This is a genomic window from Streptomyces sp. NPDC094143 (genome assembly GCF_040303825.1).
Classification (GTDB): Bacteria; Actinomycetota; Actinomycetes; order Streptomycetales; family Streptomycetaceae; genus Streptomyces.
The window spans coordinates 85,015-103,324 of the sequence record NZ_JBEOTZ010000005.1; the positions used below are offsets into that span (position 1 = coordinate 85,015).

Annotated in this window: 21 protein-coding genes; 11 read left to right on the forward strand and 10 right to left on the reverse strand. The window is 72.5% G+C overall.

Annotated elements, in window-relative coordinates:
- Nucleotides 1-377 precede the first annotated feature (377 nt).
- Nucleotides 378-3,395: an AfsR/SARP family transcriptional regulator gene (locus ABTZ58_RS08475; protein ID WP_351352089.1), complete on the reverse strand. Its 3,018-nt coding sequence runs from the start codon at nt 3,393-3,395 to the stop codon at nt 378-380.
- A 325-nt stretch (nt 3,396-3,720) separates the two neighbouring features.
- On the opposite strand from ABTZ58_RS08475, the gene ABTZ58_RS08480 reads away from it, so the two are divergent.
- Entirely contained in the window at nt 3,721-4,719 is a 999-nt protein-coding gene (locus tag ABTZ58_RS08480; RefSeq protein WP_351352092.1) for a GlxA family transcriptional regulator, read from the forward strand.
- Between the two features lie 67 nt (nt 4,720-4,786).
- Nucleotides 4,787-5,425 (forward strand): HD domain-containing protein, encoded by a 639-nt coding sequence (locus ABTZ58_RS08485; protein ID WP_351352095.1) that lies wholly within the window; start codon nt 4,787-4,789, stop codon nt 5,423-5,425.
- 75 nt (nt 5,426-5,500) lie between these two features.
- Here the strand turns inward: ABTZ58_RS08485 and ABTZ58_RS08490 are convergent, their stop codons facing one another.
- A complete protein-coding gene (locus ABTZ58_RS08490) occupies nt 5,501-5,686 on the reverse strand; it encodes an adenine nucleotide alpha hydrolase family protein (protein ID WP_351352098.1) in 186 nt (61 codons plus the stop codon).
- Nucleotides 5,687-6,193: 507 nt separating this feature from the next.
- Complete coding sequence (locus ABTZ58_RS08495; protein ID WP_351352101.1) at nt 6,194-6,559, reverse strand: STAS domain-containing protein; 366 nt, start codon at nt 6,557-6,559, stop codon at nt 6,194-6,196.
- Between the two features lie 174 nt (nt 6,560-6,733).
- Between ABTZ58_RS08495 and ABTZ58_RS08500 the strand changes: the two genes are divergently transcribed.
- From ABTZ58_RS08500 to ABTZ58_RS08510, 3 genes are all read left to right on the forward strand, one after another.
- A complete protein-coding gene (locus ABTZ58_RS08500) occupies nt 6,734-7,213 on the forward strand; it encodes an ATP-binding protein (protein WP_351352103.1) in 480 nt (159 codons plus the stop codon).
- Between the two features lie 143 nt (nt 7,214-7,356).
- Nucleotides 7,357-7,875, forward strand: coding sequence for a hypothetical protein (locus tag ABTZ58_RS08505; RefSeq protein WP_351352106.1), 519 nt, complete (start codon nt 7,357-7,359; stop codon nt 7,873-7,875).
- A gap of 150 nt (nt 7,876-8,025) precedes the next feature.
- Nucleotides 8,026-8,181 carry a DUF6131 family protein gene (locus ABTZ58_RS08510; RefSeq protein WP_351352109.1) on the forward strand — a complete coding sequence of 52 codons (156 nt, stop codon included), beginning with the start codon at nt 8,026-8,028 and terminating at the stop codon, nt 8,179-8,181.
- Between the two features lie 53 nt (nt 8,182-8,234).
- Here ABTZ58_RS08510 and ABTZ58_RS08515 read toward each other — a convergent pair whose 3' ends face one another.
- The 3 genes from ABTZ58_RS08515 to ABTZ58_RS08525 form a co-directional block, all read right to left on the reverse strand.
- A complete protein-coding gene (locus ABTZ58_RS08515) occupies nt 8,235-8,783 on the reverse strand; it encodes a phosphatase PAP2 family protein (protein WP_351352112.1) in 549 nt (182 codons plus the stop codon).
- An 80-nt stretch (nt 8,784-8,863) separates the two neighbouring features.
- Nucleotides 8,864-9,925: a YihY/virulence factor BrkB family protein gene (locus ABTZ58_RS08520; protein ID WP_351352115.1), complete on the reverse strand. Its 1,062-nt coding sequence runs from the start codon at nt 9,923-9,925 to the stop codon at nt 8,864-8,866.
- A 50-nt stretch (nt 9,926-9,975) separates the two neighbouring features.
- Nucleotides 9,976-10,191 (reverse strand): hypothetical protein, encoded by a 216-nt coding sequence (locus tag ABTZ58_RS08525; RefSeq protein ID WP_351352118.1) that lies wholly within the window; start codon nt 10,189-10,191, stop codon nt 9,976-9,978.
- 135 nt (nt 10,192-10,326) lie between these two features.
- Between ABTZ58_RS08525 and ABTZ58_RS08530 the strand changes: the two genes are divergently transcribed.
- The 4 genes from ABTZ58_RS08530 to ABTZ58_RS08545 all read left to right on the forward strand — a co-directional run bounded on the left by ABTZ58_RS08530 (nt 10,327) and on the right by ABTZ58_RS08545 (nt 13,450).
- Complete coding sequence (locus tag ABTZ58_RS08530; protein ID WP_351352121.1) at nt 10,327-11,349, forward strand: magnesium and cobalt transport protein CorA; 1,023 nt, start codon at nt 10,327-10,329, stop codon at nt 11,347-11,349.
- 296 nt (nt 11,350-11,645) lie between these two features.
- Nucleotides 11,646-12,065: an Hsp20/alpha crystallin family protein gene (locus ABTZ58_RS08535; RefSeq protein WP_351352124.1), complete on the forward strand. Its 420-nt coding sequence runs from the start codon at nt 11,646-11,648 to the stop codon at nt 12,063-12,065.
- A 109-nt stretch (nt 12,066-12,174) separates the two neighbouring features.
- Complete coding sequence (locus ABTZ58_RS08540) at nt 12,175-12,528, forward strand: hypothetical protein (protein ID WP_351352127.1); 354 nt, start codon at nt 12,175-12,177, stop codon at nt 12,526-12,528.
- 133 nt (nt 12,529-12,661) lie between these two features.
- Entirely contained in the window at nt 12,662-13,450 is a 789-nt protein-coding gene (locus tag ABTZ58_RS08545; protein WP_351352130.1) for a TSUP family transporter, read from the forward strand.
- Between the two features lie 107 nt (nt 13,451-13,557).
- Here ABTZ58_RS08545 and gap read toward each other — a convergent pair whose 3' ends face one another.
- Nucleotides 13,558-14,556: a type I glyceraldehyde-3-phosphate dehydrogenase gene (gap, locus tag ABTZ58_RS08550; protein WP_351352132.1), complete on the reverse strand. Its 999-nt coding sequence runs from the start codon at nt 14,554-14,556 to the stop codon at nt 13,558-13,560.
- 106 nt (nt 14,557-14,662) lie between these two features.
- Nucleotides 14,663-15,619 (reverse strand): GlxA family transcriptional regulator, encoded by a 957-nt coding sequence (locus ABTZ58_RS08555; protein ID WP_351352135.1) that lies wholly within the window; start codon nt 15,617-15,619, stop codon nt 14,663-14,665.
- 224 nt (nt 15,620-15,843) lie between these two features.
- On the opposite strand from ABTZ58_RS08555, the gene ABTZ58_RS08560 reads away from it, so the two are divergent.
- The gene (locus ABTZ58_RS08560) at nt 15,844-16,188 is read left to right on the forward strand and encodes an ANTAR domain-containing protein (protein ID WP_351352138.1); all 345 of its coding nucleotides are present in this window, start codon (nt 15,844-15,846) and stop codon (nt 16,186-16,188) included.
- A gap of 216 nt (nt 16,189-16,404) precedes the next feature.
- Nucleotides 16,405-16,854: an ATP-binding protein gene (locus ABTZ58_RS08565; RefSeq protein ID WP_351352141.1), complete on the forward strand. Its 450-nt coding sequence runs from the start codon at nt 16,405-16,407 to the stop codon at nt 16,852-16,854.
- 14 nt (nt 16,855-16,868) lie between these two features.
- Here the strand turns inward: ABTZ58_RS08565 and ABTZ58_RS08570 are convergent, their stop codons facing one another.
- Together ABTZ58_RS08570 and ABTZ58_RS08575 are read right to left on the reverse strand one after the other, a co-directional pair.
- Nucleotides 16,869-17,744, reverse strand: coding sequence for an alpha/beta fold hydrolase (locus ABTZ58_RS08570; protein ID WP_351352144.1), 876 nt, complete (start codon nt 17,742-17,744; stop codon nt 16,869-16,871).
- 144 nt (nt 17,745-17,888) lie between these two features.
- Nucleotides 17,889-18,278 carry a thiol-disulfide oxidoreductase DCC family protein gene (locus ABTZ58_RS08575; RefSeq protein WP_351352147.1) on the reverse strand — a complete coding sequence of 130 codons (390 nt, stop codon included), beginning with the start codon at nt 18,276-18,278 and terminating at the stop codon, nt 17,889-17,891.
- Nucleotides 18,279-18,310 lie beyond the last annotated feature (32 nt).

Here is an 18,310-nt window from a genome sequence, read left to right on the forward strand (position 1 = left end):
GTACCGCCTTCTGGGCCCGAGGCCGTTCCGCCTTCTGGGCCCGAGGCCGTTCCGCCTTCTGGGCCCGAGGCCGTTCCGCCTTCTGGGCCCGAGGCCGTTCCGCCTTCTGGGCCCGAGGCCGTCCCGCCTTCTGGGCCCGAGGCCGTCCCGCCTTCTGGGCCCGAGGCCGTCCCGCCTTCTGGGCCCGAGGCCGTCCCGCCTTCTGGGCCCGCGACCGTTCCGCCCTCGCCCCCGAACCCGGACCCGGACCCGGACCCGGACCCGAGGGCATCCCGCCCCGGACCCGCGGCCGCCCCGCCCCTCGCAGGCGGGGCGGCCGTTCCGGCTTCGGGGTGGCTCGTCCCTGCTCCGGGCCGGGCGGCCTCACACCTTCCCGCTCAGCGTTTTCCCACCTCCGCACCCAACGCCATCGCGGTGGCGTGTTCCCGTGCCGAGCGGCCGTGCCGGTCCGCGGCGGCCGCGTCGCCCAGGACGCGCAGGGACTCGGCAAGCCCCCGGTGCGAGCCGGCGACCTCCGTACGCAGCCCGATGGCCGTCGCCCGCGCCAGCGCCGCCCGATGGCGTTCCACGGCCCGCCGGTGTTCTCCACGCGCCCCGTCGATCCGCCCGAGCACGTTCTCGATCGTGGCCTGTCTGGCCCGTGACCCGTGACCGCGGGCCAGGTCGAGCGCCGCCACCGCGTGCTCGTGCGCCGTGTCCGCCCGCCCCGCCGCCAGTTCCGCCTCCGCCAGATTGCTCAGCACCAGCGAGGTCAGCGCAGGCGAACGCAACGGCTCGCACAGCGCCCGGGCGCGCTCCAGGCACCCGGCCGCGTCCTCGATCCGCTCCAGACCCAGCAGCGCCAGCGCCAGGTTGGCCAGCGCCGTCACCTCGATCCCCGCGTCCCCCGTGCGGTGGGCCAGGGAGGCGGCCCGTTCCCCGGCTTCCACGGCCTCGGGCAGCCGCCCCAGCCGCTCCCTGGCGAAGCACAGGTTGGCCAGTGCCTGCGCCTCCTCCCGTGCGGAGCCCAGCGCGCGGTGCGCGTCACCGGCACGCTCCAGATAGCCGACGGCGTCCGTCAGCCGTCCGACACTGGTGCACAGGACGCCGAGCCGGCTCAGGCAGGCCGCCTCAGTGCGGGGGTCGCCCAGGCCGGAGGCGATCTCCAGAGCCTCCTCGGAGGAGGCGATGCCCTCCCGGAACAGGTCACGCTGCCACTGGGCCACCGCCTGGTTGATCAGCGAGACGCACAGCAGTTCCGGATCCCCCTCCTTGCGCGCGCTGTCCACGGCCAGCCGGGCCGTCCGCTCGAAGTCGGAGAAGTGATTCTGGGCGTGCAGGTGGAAACCGATGCCGCGACTGAGCCACGCGGCATGCCGGTGCAGACCGTGCTGGTCGGCCAGGTGGACGACGGCCACGACGTTGCGCCACTCCTGGGCGAACCACTGCTGCGCCTCCTGCGCGCGCAGGGCCGGGGCGGCGTACGCGACGTCGGTCACCGGGGCGCACCCGTAGCGCACCCGGCCGGGGAACAGGGCGTCGCACGCACGCTCCAGGTCGGCCACCGTGCGCTCGGCCAGCCGGCGCACCGCGGCGAAGCGCTGCGAGGCGTCGTCGGCCGGCAGGGTGCGGGCGAAGCTGTGCACCAGGTCGTGGAAGGAGTACCGGCCCCACTCGAACTCCTGCAACAGGTGGACGTCCAGCAGGTGTTCCAGGGTCCGCTCGGCGCTGTGCGGATCGGTGTCCAGCAGTGCCGCCGCGGCCGGCACGGCGAAGTCGGCTCCCGGGTGCAGGCTCAACAGGCGGAAGTGGGCGCGGTGTTCGGGTCTCATGGCGTCGTACGACATGCGCAGGGCCGTCGCGACGCTGCGGTCCCCGGACTCCAGTTCGCCCATGATGCGGGAGTCGTCGCCGAGCCGCTCGGTCAGGTGGTGCAGCGACCAGTGGGGGCGCTTGCGCAGGCGGGCGGCGGACACCCGCAGCGCCAGCGGCAGCCGGCCGCACAGCCGTACCAGGTGCGCGGTGGCGTCCGGTTCGGCGGCCACGCGGTCCGCGCCGAGGATGCGGCGCACCATCTCGACGCTGTCCTCCTCGGTGAGCAGACCGAGCGACAGCCCCTCGGCGCCCTCCAGTTCGGGCAGCCGGACCCGGCTGGTGATGAGGACCAGGCCGCCGGGGGAGGCGGGCAGCAACGGGCGGACCTGAGTGCCGTCCACCGCGTTGTCCAGGACCAGCAGCAGCCGGCGGCGGGCACTGGTGACCCGCCACAGCGCGACCCGGCTGAGCAGGTCCTCGGGTACGGCCCTGTCGGGGACGCCCATCGCGCGCAGCAGCACCCCGAGTGCCGTGCCCGTGGTCAGGGGTTCCTCCCCGGGGGTGAACCCCCGCAGGTCGAGGTAGAGCTGCCCGTCGGGGTAGGTGTCGGCCAGCCGGTGGGCCGCGTGCACGGCCAGGGCCGTCTTGCCGCTGCCGCCCATGCCGTCGATCAGCAGGATGTGCGGGCTGGTGCGGTCGCCCTCGGCGGGCGGCGCGGTGGTGAGCCGCCGTATCTCCTCCTGGCGCCCGGTGAAGTCCGCCAGGTCGTACGGCAGCGTGCACGGAGAGGTCCCGGCGACCGCGAACGGCGGTTCCTTCATGTCCTCGGGCACCGGCGGGGCGTCCAGGTCCGGGTCGGCGCGCAGGATCTGCTCGTACAGCGCGGCCAGTTTGGGCCCGGGGTCGATGCCGAGCTCCTCGGCCAGCGAGGTCCGCAGCCGCGTGTACTCCTCCAGGGCCTCCGCCTGCCGTCCGGCGCGGTAGAGGGCCAGCAGCAGGTGGCCGCGCAGCACCTCGCGGTAGGGGTGTGCGGTGACGGCCTCGCGCAGTTCGCCGACGAGGCCGCTCGACTCGCCCTGGTCGAGCCGCAGTTCGAAGCACTGCTCGGAGGCGGTCAGCCGCCGTTCCTCCCACACGGCCGCGGCGGCGTCGATGACGGGACCGCCGGCGCCGCCGAGGATGGGACCGCGCCACGATTCCAGTCCGGACTTCAACTGTATGACAGCGTTGTCAAGAAGGCCTTCGGCGCGGGCCTCCTGTGCGCGGCGCACCCTGATGTCGAACATCCGCAGGTCCAGCTGGCCGTCGTCGAGCACCACGCGGTAGCCGGGCGGCTCGGTGACGATGACCTCGTGGCCGGAGGGCAGGCGCCGGCGCAGTTCGGCGACCGCCTTGCGGACCTGGTGCACCGCCGTGGACGGCGGCTCCTCCTCCCAGACCGCCTGGACCAGCCGGGAGACCGGAACGATCCGTCCCGCTTCCAGCAGCAGCATGGCTAAGACCCGTTCGTTGACCGGACCACCGGGCTTGATCCGTTTCTCACCCTCCCAGATCTCCAGAGGACCGAGAACATGGAAGCGCACGCGGGGGGTGGTGTGCATGGTCGGTGCTCCAACTCATGGTGTGTTCCCACTGGTTCCCCCGCAGGCCGGTGACCTCATATGTCCGTGCTATGTGCCGGTTGAACATACATACACTTCCACGCTCGGCGGCCGACATGCACCGGGGGGCCGGGAGGCCGGGCGGCACGGCGGCCCTGGCCGGGGCCACGGCGGCAAACCCCTCGGGCGGACCCGCGCTCACTCCCGGCGAGCCCGCGTCACCGCACCCGGCTCCACCGCGCGATCCGCGCCGCCGGCGGCGGGGACAATGGGGGAGAGAGTACGCGCTCCCGCCGGGGAGCCGGGATCCCCCAGGGTGAGGACGATGAAGCCGAACGAGCACCGCGTCGGTGTACTCGTCTTCGACGGCATGAAGATGCTGGACCTGTCCGGGCCGGCCGAGGTGTTCAGCGAGGCCAACCGGTACGGCGCCCACTACCGGCTGACCCTCGTGTCGGTCGGCGGAACCCCGGTCTCCACGTCCATCGGCGTCCGGGTGCCGGTCGACGCCGACGTCACCGACGCCCCCGCCTTCGACACCCTGCTGGTGGTGGGCGGCGACGACGTGCCCCACGGGCCGGTGGACCCGCGCCTGGCCGCCGCCGCGCGGACCCTGGCGACCCGCGCCGGCCGGGTCGCGTCCATCTGCACCGGCGCGTTCATCCTCGGCGCGGCGGGCCTGCTCGAGGGCAGACGAGCGACGACGCACTGGCAGCACACCGAGCTGCTGGCCCGCCGCTGCCCCACCGCGCGAGTCGAGCCGGACGCGCTCTTCGTCCGGGACGGCTCGCTCCACACCTCGGCCGGTGTCACGGCCGGGATCGACCTGGCCCTCGCCCTGGTGGAGCAGGAGCACGGACCCGACCTGACCCGCAGCGTGGCCCGCTCCCTCGTGGTGTACATGCAACGGGCCGGGGGACAGTCCCAGTTCTCCGCCTCGCTCCAGGGCCCGGCCCCGCAGACACCGGTGCTGCGGCAGGTCCAGGACGTCGTACAGGCCGACCCCGCGGCTGACCACAGCCTGGAGACGCTCGCCGCCCGCGTGCGGGTCAGCCCCCGGCATCTGACCCGGATGTTCCGCACGGAGCTGGACACCACACCGATGCGGTACGTGGAGCTGATCCGGTTCGACCGGGCGAAGGCGCTGCTGGACTCCGGGCACAACGCCACCGAGGCGGCCGCGCGGTCCGGTTTCCCCAGCTACGAGAGCCTGCGCCGCGCCTTCGCCCGGCACCTGGGCATCTCTCCGACGAAGTACCAGCGCCGCTTCGGCACGACCGGCACGGGCATGGCCGTTTCCGAGGGGTTGTCGGCCATCCGGTAGCGGACGCCGGGCCCTCGGCCGACGGAGGGTTGAGGGACCGATCACCCCCTGCCGAGGAGAGCCAGTCATGACCGAGAAGATCGCCGGTGTCGAGATCCCCGACAGCAAGCTGGCCCGTGAGGCCACGGAACTGATCCGCAGCACGACGCCGCCGCTCATCTTCCACCACTCGCGGCGGGTGTACCTGTTCGGCAGTCTGCGGGCCGCGGAGCTCGGGCTGCGCCCCGACCCCGAACTGCTCTACGTGGCGGCGCTGTTCCACGACACCGGCCTGGTCGCCCCGTACCGCAGCGACGACCAGCGCTTCGAGATGGACGGCGCCGACCAGGCCCGGGCGTTCCTGCTCACCCACGGCCTGTCCGAAGCCGACGCGCAGACGGTCTGGACGGCCGTCGCCCTGCACACCACGCCGGAGGTGCCGTACAAGCTCGCGCCGGAGATCGCGGCGACCACGGCAGGGGTGGAGACCGACGTACTCGGCCTGCACCTGGGCCGCCTCGGCCGGGACCGGATCGAAGAGGTCACCGCGGCCCACCCCCGCCCGGACTTCAAGCGGCAGATCCTGCGGGCGTTCGCGGAGGGCTTCCGGCACCGCCCGCAGACCACGTTCGGCACGGTGAACGCCGACGTCCTGGAGCACTTCGTCCCCGGCTTCCGCCGCACCGACTTCGTCGACGTCATCCAGAACTCCGACTGGCCCGAGTGACCTCGGCACCGGCCGGCCGACGCCCGCCCCGCGCACCGCCCGTGCGACCGGCACGCGGGGCGCCGGCCGGTCAGATCACGCCGGACCGCGGACGACGACCACGGAACCGTGCCCGTGGTGCGGCGGCGCCTGACTCGCCGGGCCGAGCAGCAGACCGGCGAAGCATCCTCGGCTCCGGGCGCCCGCCGCCACCAGCTGGGCGGTCCGGCTTCGCTCGATCAGCACCTGCTGGATCTCACCACCGGCGACCTCCTGCCGCACCGTGACGTCCGGGTACCTCTCGGCGTGTCCGGCGAGCGCGGCGCCGAGAGCCGCTCGGGCTCTCCACGCCGGTACCGGCCGGTGCGCGATCCGGCAGCCGGGTGTGCACGGCGGCGATCTCCGCCGCGTGGCGAGGCCTCGGCGAACGCGAACCCGACCGCTGCCGCGCCCGCGGGCGAACCGTCGGCACACCGCACGCTCGGGCCCGGCCCGGCGGGCTCCGCGCGGGCCAGCATCACCGGGCGGCGGCTGTACGCCGCCGTCGAGCCCAGCAGCATGCCGAGGAAGCCCCACCCCGCGGGCCCCGCGGACGAGCAGGTCCGCCGCCCGCGACTGAGCCTCCAGCACCGGGACCGTGTCACCGGTCACCATGACCGTGGTGACCGTCAGCCCGGGCGCCACGCTCCGCGCACGGTCGACGGCCTCGCCGAGGACGCGTTCGTCCCGGGCGGGAGGATGGCTCTCGCCCGGGACGAGAAAAACCTCACACGGCTGCCCCGGGGGCGGTCAAGCGGTCAGGGCCTGTTCGGTCGTGGGGTGGCACGGGATCAGAGTGTCCACGCCGACCAGCTGCAGGACGCGCAACACGGACTGCTGCGCGCCGGCGATGCGCACCCACCCGTCCTCGTTGCTCACCTGCTGGTGGGCGGCGACGAAGACGTTGATGCCGCTGGAGTCCATGAACGTCACACCGCTGAGATCGGCGACGATCCGCGCCGGTCCCGCCCCGTCGGCGCCCAGCAGAGCTCCCCTGAGCACGTCCTGGACGTCGTGGTCGATCTCGCCCCGCAGGGTGACGACACGGACCCCCTCGACCACGCGATGGTCCGCGGAGAGCCGGCTGGGCCGGTCGGCTTGCTCGGTGTGGGCCACGGTCTCCTCGACTGCAATCTAGGCTTGCCCCCTCGGGGCAGGTCGCGCCGGTGATTCTGCCCCACGGACGCGGTCGGATGCACCCGAGTGGCGATTTCGTGCCCCCTCCGTACTGCATGCCACGGCCACACTGGGGTACTGGCGCGCCCATGACGGGGAGTGAGGACGAGACCGATGGGATCTGATGGCGACGGTGACGACTGTACGGCGCCGGAAGAGCACGTGATGCGGGCCGGCTACGCCCTGGGCGGCGAGGACCGCTGCATCGCGGACGCCCGGCACCACGCGGCCGCCTTCCTCGACGAGGCCGGCGACGACCATCACGTGCCTGTGTCGGCCCGTGCGAAGGACCTCACGCAGCTGGTGGTCAGCGAGCTCGTGACCAACGCCCGCAAGTACGCCCCCGGCCCGGTCCTGATGGAACTGCGCCTGACCACCCGCGCGGTGGAGATCGTCGTCTGGGACAGCGATCCCACGGTCCCCGCGGCCCGGGCGGCCGATCCCGGCAGGGTCGGCCAGCACGGCCTGGAGATCGTGAAGGCGGTCACCGAGAACCTCTTCATGGAGCAGGAGGCGGTCGGCAAACGCATCACCGCCCGCATCGCCCTGGCCGAGGCACCCTGCAGCGACGCCGCCGCCCCGACCTCGCGATAACCGGACGCCGCGACCGTTCGGTGCCGCCTCCGGGCGACGACCGGGGGCATGCTGGTGACCGTGACCGGGCTGCGCGGTGTGCGTACCGCGACGACCGAGCCGGGGCGCGCCCGGCGCGCGTCCCAGGACGTGAGGGGCATCAGGTGGCGGACGACCGGCGAGCGGCTTTGGAGCCCGACGCGGCGGCGGGTGTCCTGGCGGACCGTCTGAAGGAGCGCATCTACGCCACGATCACGATGATCGCCGTGGTGGTCGGCCTGTCCCTCGGCGAGGTGGGTGCCCTCGGCGCCGTCGCCACGGTGGTGACGACCGCCGTCGGGCTGTGGCTCGCCGCCTTCGTCGCCGACCAGCAGGCACACCGCACCGTCCGTCGCCGCTTCGCCACCGGCCACGAGCTGCGCCGCATGCTGTACGTCAGCAGCCCTCTGCTGTCCTGCGCCGTGGGTCCGGCCGTGCTGATCGCTCTGGCCGCGCTGGACGTGCTGTCCCTGTCCGCCGCGTTGTCGACGGCCGCCGGAGTCGGGGTCGTGTCCCTCTTCCTGTGGGGCTGCCTGGGCGGGCTGCGCATGGGCGGCGGCACCCTGACGGCGGTGGCGGCCGGCCTCGCCGACGCGGTGATCGGTGTGGCGGTGGCCCTGGTGAAGGCGGCCGCCGGGCACTGAAGCGCGTCACGCGGCCGGTTCCGTGACGTGACGCAGCCGGTTCCAGGATCGCGTCACGCCGCCGGTTTCGAATTGAACGGCCACGGCAGTTCCCCGCGTCGGCACCGGGGTACACGGTGAAGCAGCACTCCTCACACACCGGAGGCGGTCATGCTCCTACTCGGCATCATCCTTTTGGTCATCGGCTTGGTCACCGGCATATCGATCCTGTGGACCATCGGTCTCATCCTCGCGGTCATCGGCGCCGTCCTGTGGATCATGGGCTCCATGGGACGCTCGGTCGCGGGCCGTCGGCACTATTGGTGACGCTGCCTCGGCAGCCGGGGCGCCGCCGCCGTACGGCCCGCTGACCGGCACTCCTACAGCCAGTTCCGCAGAATCAGGCGTGGGGTACGGCGGATGAGCCAGGCGGCGGCCAGCCCGATCGCCGCACCGGCGGCGACGTCGCTCGGGTAGTGGGCGCCCGACTGCACCCGCTCCACCGCCACCGCGGCCGCCGGAACGGCGCATACCGCACCGGCGACCGGCCAGACCGGCGCGACGGCGGCGGTGAAGGCGGTCGCGGCCGCGGTGTGCCCGGAAGGGAACGAGGAGGAGTCGGGGCGGTCGGCGACCTCGTCGTGCGGTATCCGTTCCGCGGGCGGCCTGGGACGGTCGGCGAGCTGCTTGCACAACCCGTTCGACACCAGCTGCGCCACCACCAGGGCCCCAAGCCCGGCCGCGGCCGCCTTGCGGCCCCGCCATCCGCCCAGCGAGGCCATGGCGACGGCGGCCGCACACCACAGCTTCGAGCTCTCCGCGGACTCCTCCACCGCCGACAGCACCTTCGCGACACTCCGCGGGGTACGGGACGCCACCTTCTCCGTCAGATCCAGATCAGCTTCGAACAAGCCCGTCAGCAATCTCATGATCTGCGGTTGTCCAGATTGCGGCGAGTGAACCGGCCCAATCGTGCCGGACCCGATCGTCGCCCCCGCGGCGGCGCCGGTCACGCCTCGTCCAGCCGGCGTACGTCCTTCTCGGTCCACTTCCTGGTGTCACGCGGCTCGGTGTAGGGCTCCTTCTCGGGCGGCAGGCCGCCCGCGATCGACCGCTGCCGGACGATCTCCGCGTCGAATTCCAGGCCGAGGAGGATCGCCAGGTTGCTGATCCACAGCCAGACCAGGAAGACGATGACGCCGGCCATCGTGCCGTACGTCTTGTTGTACGTGGCGAACTCGGCGACGTAGAACGCGAAGCCCGCGGACGCGAGCATCCAGATGACCAGGGCGAGGAAGCTGCCCGGTGTGATCCACCTGAACCCCTTCACCCTGGCGTTCGGACTGGCCCAGAACAGCAGGGCGATCATGGCCGTGACCAGGACCACCAGGACGGGCCACTTGGCGACCGACCACACCATGAGCGCCGTGTCGCCGATCCCGAGAGCCGTCCCGGCCTGCCGGGCCAGGGCACCGGTGAAGACGACGATCAGGGCGCTGGCGACGGCGAGCACCATCAGGGCGACCGTGAGCCCGACCCGCACCGGAAGGATCTTCCACAGGGGACGGCCCTCCGGCATGTCGTAGACCCGGTTGGCCGCGCGCATGAACGCGGCCACGTACCCCGAGGCCGACCACACCGCCAGGACGATGCCGACGAGCGCCATGACCGAGCCGATGCCGGCGTTGTCCTGCAACTGCGTGACCGCCCCGGTGACGATGTCGCGGACGGAGCCGGGAGCGAGCCGTCCGACGTTGTCCACCACCGTGTCCGTCGCGGCCTTGCCGGTCAGGCCGAGCAGCGACACCAGGACCAGCAGGGCCGGGAACAGCGACAGCAGACCGTAGTAGGTCAGTGTGGCCGCCCGGTCGGTCAGTTCGTCGTCCTGGAACTCGCGCAGGCTGCCCTTCAGCACCGCCGCCCACGCCCGCTTGGGCAGCTGCGTCGGCGTGTCCGGTGCGCGCCGCTCCACCGCGGGCCCGGGCCCCACCTCCTCGGGCGGCGGGATCGCACGCTCCGCAGACTCGTGGCTGCCATGGTGCTCGTTCCGCCCGGGAAGACGCAGCTTCATACAGCCCGGGTACCCCCGGATCCCTGCTCAACCACGGCATTGAGGGACCGTCAGGCGGCCGCGCCCCGCCGTGCCGAACGGCGGGACGAACGCCGGGACGCACCGCGCCGGGCGGGAGGCGGGCCGGCGTCGTGCACCAGACGCAGATGGCGTTTGCGGGCGTGCCGGGCCGCACGCGGGCGGGCCGACAACCGGTCCTCGATGCGGTCCATGGCGTACAGCAGCACGCCCAGGGCCGGCAGCAGCAGCACGGCGACAGTGATCACAGCCCCGTTCCCTCCCGGTCGGCATTCCTGGCCGGGTTCCCACAACGGAGCCCGGCGGCAGCGCGCGGATGTGAGGGTCTGGTGACCACCGGGTGCAGACGACGCGCGGGCCGCGAGTGTGCGTGCCGTCCGTGCATGGAACGCGGCGGCGGGCGCATCCGAGAGGGCATGGAGTGCGCGATCTACCGAGAGCAGACAGGCGAATGCGAACAGCTCGACTGCCAGGAGGAGGACGACGGGTGCCGCGTCACCCTGGACCGCCTGGCCGTGCTGAAGCCGGACGAGTTCGCCTGGATCCGCATGGACGAACCGGGCCAGGGCGAGCTGCAGCGCCTGGGGGAGTACCTCGACCTGCACCCCCTGGCGATCGAGGACGCCGTGACGGCGCACCAGCGGCCGAAGCAGGAACGCTACGGTGACGTGCTGGCGGTCGCGCTGAAGACCCTGTGGTTCGTCGAGCGGACGGCGGACGTGGAGACCGGCGAGGTGATGATCTTCCTCGGGCCGTCCTTCGCCCTGACCGTCCGGCACGGCACACTCGACCCGACGGTGGAGGCGGCCCGGCGGCTGGCGAAGGCCCCGGAGCTGGCACGGCTCGGACCGGCGAGTGTCCTCCACGCCGTCACCGACGTGATCGTCGACGCCTACGCCCAGGCCGCGTCCCAGGTCCGCGCGGACCTCACCGAACTGGAACGGTGCGTGTTCTCACCCGCCCGGGACGACCTGACGGAGCAGATCTACTCCCTCAAGCGGGAGGTGGTGGAGTTCCGCGACGCCGTCCAGCCACTGGTCCCCGTCCTGCACGACCTCACCAGGCCCGCCGACGCCTGGCCACGGCAGCTCGTGCCGTACTTCCGTGACGTCACCGACCACCTCACCCGCACCGACACCGAGGTCCGCGCCCTGGACGATCTGCTCGGCTCCGCCCTGGACGCCCACCTGGCGAAGGTGAGCACCTGGCAGAACGACGACATGCGCCGCATCAGCGCCTGGGCGGCCATCCTGGCCATCCCGACCATGGTCGCCGGGATCTACGGCATGAACTTCGCGGACATGCCGGAGCTGAGCTGGCGCTACGGCTATCCGTGCGCGCTGGCCGTGATGGGCCTCGGAGCGGGACTGCTGTACCGGGCCTTCCGCCGCAACGGGTGGCTGTGACACGACCGCGGCCCGGGCGCCCCCGAACCGCGCGGCCACTTCCGCTGCGGGCCGGAACCCGACGTGGACGCCGTTCGAGGCCGGTCACCGGTGGCCGTGGCGCACTGGACTCCCGCTGTACCGCACCGAACGCCTGACCGGATCCCCGACGCCACAGATTGAGTCTGCCCGTATCAAGTTGGTCCAGTCGGCACTTGTCAATCCTCCTGCCGTTGGGCTATACGGAAAGGGCGGATCTTGTGGGTCACGGCCGCGGCCGTGCGGGCCGCCGTCCAGGAGTGAAGGGAGAAGTGGGAATGCTTGTGCGCACCGGCGCTCCGGGGGAGCTGGACCGGATGACGCGTCAGCTCGCACAGAACGCCACGGCCGGCACCGTCATCCCGGCCGACGTCTGGCGCGACGACGACGCGTTCTTCGTCCAGTTCGATCTGCCGGGCATGGACCGCTCCAGCATCGAGGTGACCGTGGAGCGGGGCACGCTCCTGCTGAGCGCCGAGCGCCCTTCCCCGGTCCCGGCCGGGGCCAGGCCCGTCCTCACCGAGCGGCCCACCGGCCGGTTCAGCCGCCGACTGACCCTGTCCGACGCTCTGGACGCCGACGCCGCCCAGGCGGTCTACGACAACGGCGTGCTCACCCTGCGCATCCCGCTGGCCGCACATGCCAAGCCCCGCAAGATCGCCATCTCGGGCGGCGAGCCCAAGCAGGTCACCGCGTGAAGGGCGCCGCGGACCCGGGGATGACAACTGGCCGCTGACGCGCGGCCGCCGATACCGTCGGGCTCCCGGGCGGCCGCATCCGGCGGTGCCCCGACCAGGAGCGACTGCCGTGAGCAACCAGCAAGCGACCACGACCTTGTGGCGTCCCACCGGTCCCAAGGAGCTGGAGTTGGTGCGCGGGCTGGACTGGCGCGCCTGGCCGCCCCGGCTTCCCGAGCAGCCGATCTTCTACCCGGTCCTCAACGAGGACTACGCCGTCAGGATCGCGCGGGACTGGAACGTCAAGCACGACGGGGCCGGCTTCGTCACCCGCTTCGAGGTCGAGTCCGCCTTCCTGCGCAGGTATCCGGTGCAGCAGGCGGGCGGACGGACGATCCTTGAGCTGTGGGTGCCGGCCGAGGAGCTCGACGAGTTCAACGCGCACATCGTCGGCAGGATCGAGCTGGTTCACGAATTCCACTGAGTCCGCAGGGCCCGTAACGCCGGGAGCCGGAGGCTGCGTTGACGGATGACCCGGTCCCGGCGCCGGGCACCGGACACCGGACGTCCGACAACGGCCATCAGGCATCGGACACCAAACGGAGCAGGGAACGAGGATGGGGTCGGACTGGTCAGGGTCACTGCTCGCCTTCACCGCCGGTGCCCTGATCGCCCTGGTCACCGCGCCGGTCGGGGTCTCCGGCGCCGTGTTCCTGCTGCCGGTCCAGCTCAGCGTCCTCGGTGTCCCGAGCCCCGCCGTCACCCCCACCAACCTGCTCTACAACGTGGTCGCCGGCCCGGGCGCGCTGCTGCGCTACCGCCACGACGGCAGCCTCTACGGCCCGTTGACCCGCAGGCTCATCGCGGGCACGCTGCCCGGCGTCGTTCTCGGCGCCGTCATCCGTGTCTTCGCCATCCCCGGACCGGTCGTCTTCCGGCTCCTGGTCGCCGTCCTGCTGCTTCCCCTGGGACTCTGGCTGATCGCCCGTACGCTCCGCACACCGGCCAGCCACACACCGCACGAGCCCGCACCGCGCACGATCACCACCCTGGCGCTGGCCGTCGGCACGATCGGCGGCATCTACGGCATCGGCGGCGGCTCCATCCTCGGACCCGTCCTGGTCGGCCGGGGCATGCCCGTCGCCCAGGTCGCCCCGGCCGCGCTCGCCTCCACCTTCCTGACCTCCCTGGCCGGCGCCGGCACCTACGGACTGCTCGCCCTCACCGGCGGCGGCGACATCGCCCCGCACTGGCTGCTCGGACTGGCCTGCGGACTGGGCGGGCTGACCGGCGGCTACCTGGGCGCCCGCCTCCAGCCCCGGATGCCCGAAGGCGCCCTCCGCCTCCTGCTGGGCAGCCTCGCCGCCACGATCGGCGCCCTCTACGCGGTCCAGGCACTCACCTAGGCGCCGCGTCCGGTGCGGCACGACCGAGCGCCCCGGCCGGACCGGCTGGTCGACCAGGGCGCTCAAGGGAAGTGCCGGCCGGAGGCAGGATGCCGGCCCGGCGTGCGTCAGCGGGCGGCGAGGAACTCGAGCGTGTCGATCACGCGGTTCGAGAAGCCCCACTCGTTGTCGTACCAGGCGACGACCTTGACGTGGCGGCCGTCGACGCGGGTGAGCGCCGAGTCGAAGATCGACGAGGCGGGGTTGCCCACGATGTCGGACGACACCAGCGGGTCCTCCGAGTACTCGAGGACACCGGCGAGCGGACCCTCGGCCGCGGCGCGGTACGCCGCCAGCACGTCCTCGCGCGTCACCTCACGCGCGACCGTCGTGTTGAGTTCGACGATCGAGCCCACCGGCACCGGTACGCGGATCGAGTCGCCCGACAGCTTGCCGTCCAGGTTCGGCAGCACCAGGCCGATCGCCTTGGCGGCGCCGGTCGTGGTCGGCACGATGTTCACACCGGCGGCCCGGGCGCGACGGGCGTCGCGGTGCGGACCGTCCTGCAGGTTCTGCTCCTGCGTGTAGGCGTGCACCGTCGTCATGAAGCCGTGCTCGATACCGGCGAGTTCGTCGAGCACCTTGGCCAGCGGCGCGAGCGCGTTGGTGGTGCAGGAGGCGTTCGAGACGATCGTGTGCACGTCCGGGTCGTAGGCGTCGGTGTTGACCCCGAACGCGAGCGTGACGTCCGCGCCGTCCGACGGCGCGCTGACGAGCACCTTCTTCGCGCCGGCGTCGAGGTGGGCCCGGGCGGCCTTCGCCGAGGTGAAGCGGCCGGTGGCTTCCAGGACGATGTCGACGCCGAGTTCGGCCCACGGCAGCTGCGCCGGTTCGCGCTCGGCCAGTACCGTGATCCGGCGGCCGTCGACGACGAGGGCGTCCCCGTCGACACTCACCGGGCGTCCCAGCCGGCCGGCCGTGCTGTCGTAGGCGAGCAGCCGGGCGAGCGCGGCGGGCTCCGTCAGATCGTTGACGGCCACGATCTCCAGGGCGCTGTCACGCTCCAGCAGGGCACGCAGCACATTGCGTCCGATGCGGCCGAATCCGTTGATGGCGATGCGAGTCATGAATGAGGTCCCTTCCCTTCGCCCCCATGCTCGTCCGCGGCCCCCACCCAGGACAGTGGCGGTATCGCCATGGTTCAAAAGGATCCCGCCACGCGTGGGGAACGGCTCACTCGCCGCGGGTGAAGGTGCGCCGGTACTCGCTCGGTGTGGTGCCGAGGATGCGCTGGAAGTGCAGGCGCAGATTGGCGCCGGTACCGAGGCCGACGTCGTCGGCGATCTGCTCGACGCTGCGCTCCGAGCGTTCCAGCAGTTCCCTGGCCAGGTCGATGCGGGCGCGCATCACCCACTGCATCGGCGTGTAGCCGGTCTCCTCCACGAAGCGCCGGGAGAACGTACGCGCCGACACTCCCGCCTGCTGTGCCAGCACGTCGAGGGTGAGGGGCTCGCCGAGCCGGTGCAGCGCCCACTCGCGGGTGGCGGCGAACCGCTCGCCGAGCGGCTCGGGGACGCTGCGTGGCACGTACTGGGCCTGGCCGCCGCTGCGGTAGGGGGCCGCGACCAGACGCCGGGCCGCGTGGTTGGAGGCGGCCACTCCGAGATCGCCGCGCAGGATGTGCAGGCACAGGTCGATGCCGGAGGCGGCGCCGGCCGAGGTGAGCACGCTGCCCTCGTCGACGAACAGCACGTTCTCGTCGACCCGCACGAGCGGGTGCCTGGCTGCGAGGGCCCGCGTGTAGTGCCAGTGCGTCGTGGCGCGCCGGCCGTCGAGCAGACCCGTGGCGGCGAGCGCGAAGGCGCCCGTCGAGATGGCGGCGAGCCGCGCGCCCCGGCCGTGTGCGGCGATCAGCGCGTCGACGACGGCCGGCGGCGGGTCGTCGCGGTCCGGGTGCCGGTAGCCGGGGACGAAGACGAGGTCGGCCCACGCGAGCGCGTCCAGGCCGTGGGCGACGTGGTAGGCCAGCCCGTCACCGCCGGTCACCAGACCGGGGGTCGCCCCGCACACCCGCACCTCGTACGGCATGCTCGCGCGGGTCGTGAAGACCTGCGCGGGAATCCCGACGTCGAGCGGCTTCGCACCTTCGAGCACGAGGACGGCGACGCGATGCAGACGGGAGGCTGACACAGGAAGAGGTTACGTGCCGGGCGACGCCGCGACGCCCGCTGCACGCACCGGACCGTGACCGTCCGTCCGTCGGCCGGGAACGGCCGATCCGGGGAGTCAGGCCTCCCCTACGGTGCCGGCGGGGTGCGAGGCCGGAGCCGTGGCCGTCTCGTCCGGTGTCTCGCGGCTCGCGTTGTGGGCAGGCGTATGAGGAGCAGACGTAACCTCACGATGGAGAGCCGGTGATGACGACTTCCCATGCGCAGCGGTCCCAGCCCGAGGCCAGGGAGGATGCCGCGCCGACCCGCCTGGAGCGGGAGAACGCCCAGTTGCGGCAGGCGGTCGATTCCCACGCCACGGTCGATCAGGCCATCGGTGTCCTCGTCGCGGTCCACCGACTGGCGCCGACCGCCGGGTTCGAAGTGCTGCGTGAGGTGTCCCAGCACGCGAACGTCAAACTGCACGCGGTGGCCGAGACGGTGATCGACTGGGCGCTCGGCGATCCCCTGCCGCCACCGGTGGGCCGGCAACTGGACGCGGCCGTGCGGCGGCGCCTGCGTACGCAGGGTGATACGGGTGAGTCCGGGTGACCCGCCGGATGCCACCGACGGCGATGTGGTCCACCGTCAGGCGGTGTGCGCCCACAGCCCGCCCGAAGCCGAGCGCGACTGCGACGAACACGCGTTCACCCCATGGTGGAGACCCCGAGGAGCATGTGAGGCATAGTGCGGGGTAGGCACAGGCGTGTGAACGGGGGTACGGGAGTGGAGCCGGCTGAAGCAGTTCCCGAGGGTGAGGGCCACGTGATGCCGGGCGCCACCCCTCTGATCCAGGACACGGTCGCCCTCGACGGTGACGGGCACGTCATCGCCGAGGCCCGCCACCGGGCGGCCGCCTTCCTCGCCCGCGTCCAGGCCGAGCACGGCATTCCGGTCTCCGCACGCGCCATGGACCTGACCCGGCTGGTGGTCAGCGAGCTGGTCACCAACGCCCGCAAGTACGCCCCCGGGCCCGTGCTGATGGAACTGCGCGTCTCCGGCGACGGGGTGCACGTGATCGTGTGGGACAGCGACCCGGTCCTGCCGGTGGCCCGGGCCGCCGACGCGGGCAGAGTCGGGCAGCACGGTCTGGAGATCGTCATGGCCGTCGCGCAGGGCTTCGAGGTCCAGCGCGAGCCGGTCGGCAAACGCATCAGCGTCCGCATCGCCCTGCTGGACGACCCCGGCGGTGACATCACCGGACGCAACCCGGTGTAGCGTCGACGTGTGTGCTACTCGTGGTCCGGACCCGGCCGAAGGAAGTCCACGAGGGCCGAGGCCAGTGCTCCGGGCGCCTGTTCGGCGACATGATGGCCGGAGTCGATGCCGTGGCCGCGGACGTCTCCGGCCCAGCGGCGCCAGATCGCGCGAGGGTCCCCGTACAGGTCCTCCAGGTCGTCCCGCAGTGACCAGAGGACGAGCGTCGGGCAATTGATGCGCGCACCGGCGGCGCGGTCGGCCTCCTCGTGCCGCCGGTCGATGGTGAGGCCGGCGCGGTAGTCCTCGAGCATCGCCCGTACGACGTCGGGATCGCGTGTGGCTCGTCGCCACTCGTCGTGGTTCTCGCGTCCCATCGACTCGGGGTCGCCGCTGTACCAGCTGTCGGGGTCGGCGGTGATGACGCGCTCGGGGATGTCCGGCTGGGCGAAGAAGAACCAGTGCCACCACTGGGTGGCGAAGTCAACGGTGATCCGCGACAGGTGTTCCGTGAGCGGCACGCAGTCCGCGAAGGCCACCCGGGTGACGCTCTCTGGATGGTCGAGGGCGAGGCGCAGCGCCACATAGCCCCCGCGGTCGTGTCCGAGGAGTGCGAAGCGGCGATGGCCCAGGTGGCGCATCACGGCCACCACGTCCCCGGCGACGGCGCGTTTGGAATAGCCCGCGTGATCGGCGGTGAAGCGCGGTCCCCTTGAGCGCCCGTATCCCCTCAGGTCCGGGCAGACGACCGTGTGACCGGCTTCCACGAGCAGCGGAGCGACCCGGTGCCATGTCGCCGAGGTGCGGGGATGGCCGTGCAGCAGCACCACCGGCGGGCCCTCCCCGCCGTAGCGGACGAAGACGGAAGCCGGACCGACATCGACCTGCGCGGTCTGAAATCCTTCGAACACCCCGGCCTCCCAGGCCTCGACTGACGTACCGCGCGTACCGTCGGCGCGGCGCCGGCATTTCCTCTGCCCTGCCTGGCGGTGACCATGTGTCCGTTCCCGATGCGGTCCACGATCGCCGACCCGGCGCCGGACCGGTCCGCTGGACTACGCCCGGTGCGTCTCGGTCCCGGGCAGCGCGCACGCCGCCGTCCTTCCAGGCAGTCGACCGCGGTTGACGGCCACGAGACGGTAGACGCCGTGGGCGGCCCGGCGTACGAGCGGCCAGGTGAGGACCGCTCCTGGAACGGCCCACACGCCGCCCGCGCTCAGCAGGATCCTCGCCACGGCCTGCGCACCGCCGTACACCCGCCCGGTGGGTGTCACCCACAGGGCCTCGTGGCGGGCCCGCTCCGCGGTGACGCCGAGCAAGGCGAGATCCGCGCGCTGCCACGGCACGATCTCGCAGCGGGGCCGCACCACACGCCGGATGACCCGCACCGACGTGGCGCAGAAGCCGCAGTCCCCGTCGAAGATCAGCACTGGTCGCGTACGCACACCCCCATCGTGCCGCACCCGCGGCCGGTCCG

Bases quoted from the DNA above. Each gene is read 5' to 3' on its own strand.
- ABTZ58_RS08475 (WP_351352089.1), bottom strand. From the start codon at position 3,395: ATGCACACCACCCCCCGCGTGCGCTTCCATGTTCTCGGTCCTCTGGAG.
- gap (WP_351352132.1), bottom strand. From the start codon at position 14,556: ATGACTCGCATCGCCATCAACGGATTCGGCCGCATCGGACGCAATGTG.
- ABTZ58_RS08565 (WP_351352141.1), top strand. From the start codon at position 16,405: ATGCCGGGCGCCACCCCTCTGATCCAGGACACGGTCGCCCTCGACGGT.
- ABTZ58_RS08560 (WP_351352138.1), top strand. From the start codon at position 15,844: ATGACGACTTCCCATGCGCAGCGGTCCCAGCCCGAGGCCAGGGAGGAT.
- ABTZ58_RS08480 (WP_351352092.1), top strand. From the start codon at position 3,721: ATGAAGCCGAACGAGCACCGCGTCGGTGTACTCGTCTTCGACGGCATG.
- ABTZ58_RS08485 (WP_351352095.1), top strand. From the start codon at position 4,787: ATGACCGAGAAGATCGCCGGTGTCGAGATCCCCGACAGCAAGCTGGCC.
- ABTZ58_RS08530 (WP_351352121.1), top strand. From the start codon at position 10,327: ATGGAACGCGGCGGCGGGCGCATCCGAGAGGGCATGGAGTGCGCGATC.
- ABTZ58_RS08500 (WP_351352103.1), top strand. From the start codon at position 6,734: ATGGGATCTGATGGCGACGGTGACGACTGTACGGCGCCGGAAGAGCAC.
- ABTZ58_RS08545 (WP_351352130.1), top strand. From the start codon at position 12,662: ATGGGGTCGGACTGGTCAGGGTCACTGCTCGCCTTCACCGCCGGTGCC.
- ABTZ58_RS08515 (WP_351352112.1), bottom strand. From the start codon at position 8,783: ATGAGATTGCTGACGGGCTTGTTCGAAGCTGATCTGGATCTGACGGAG.
- ABTZ58_RS08520 (WP_351352115.1), bottom strand. From the start codon at position 9,925: ATGAAGCTGCGTCTTCCCGGGCGGAACGAGCACCATGGCAGCCACGAG.
- ABTZ58_RS08535 (WP_351352124.1), top strand. From the start codon at position 11,646: ATGCTTGTGCGCACCGGCGCTCCGGGGGAGCTGGACCGGATGACGCGT.
- ABTZ58_RS08510 (WP_351352109.1), top strand. From the start codon at position 8,026: ATGCTCCTACTCGGCATCATCCTTTTGGTCATCGGCTTGGTCACCGGC.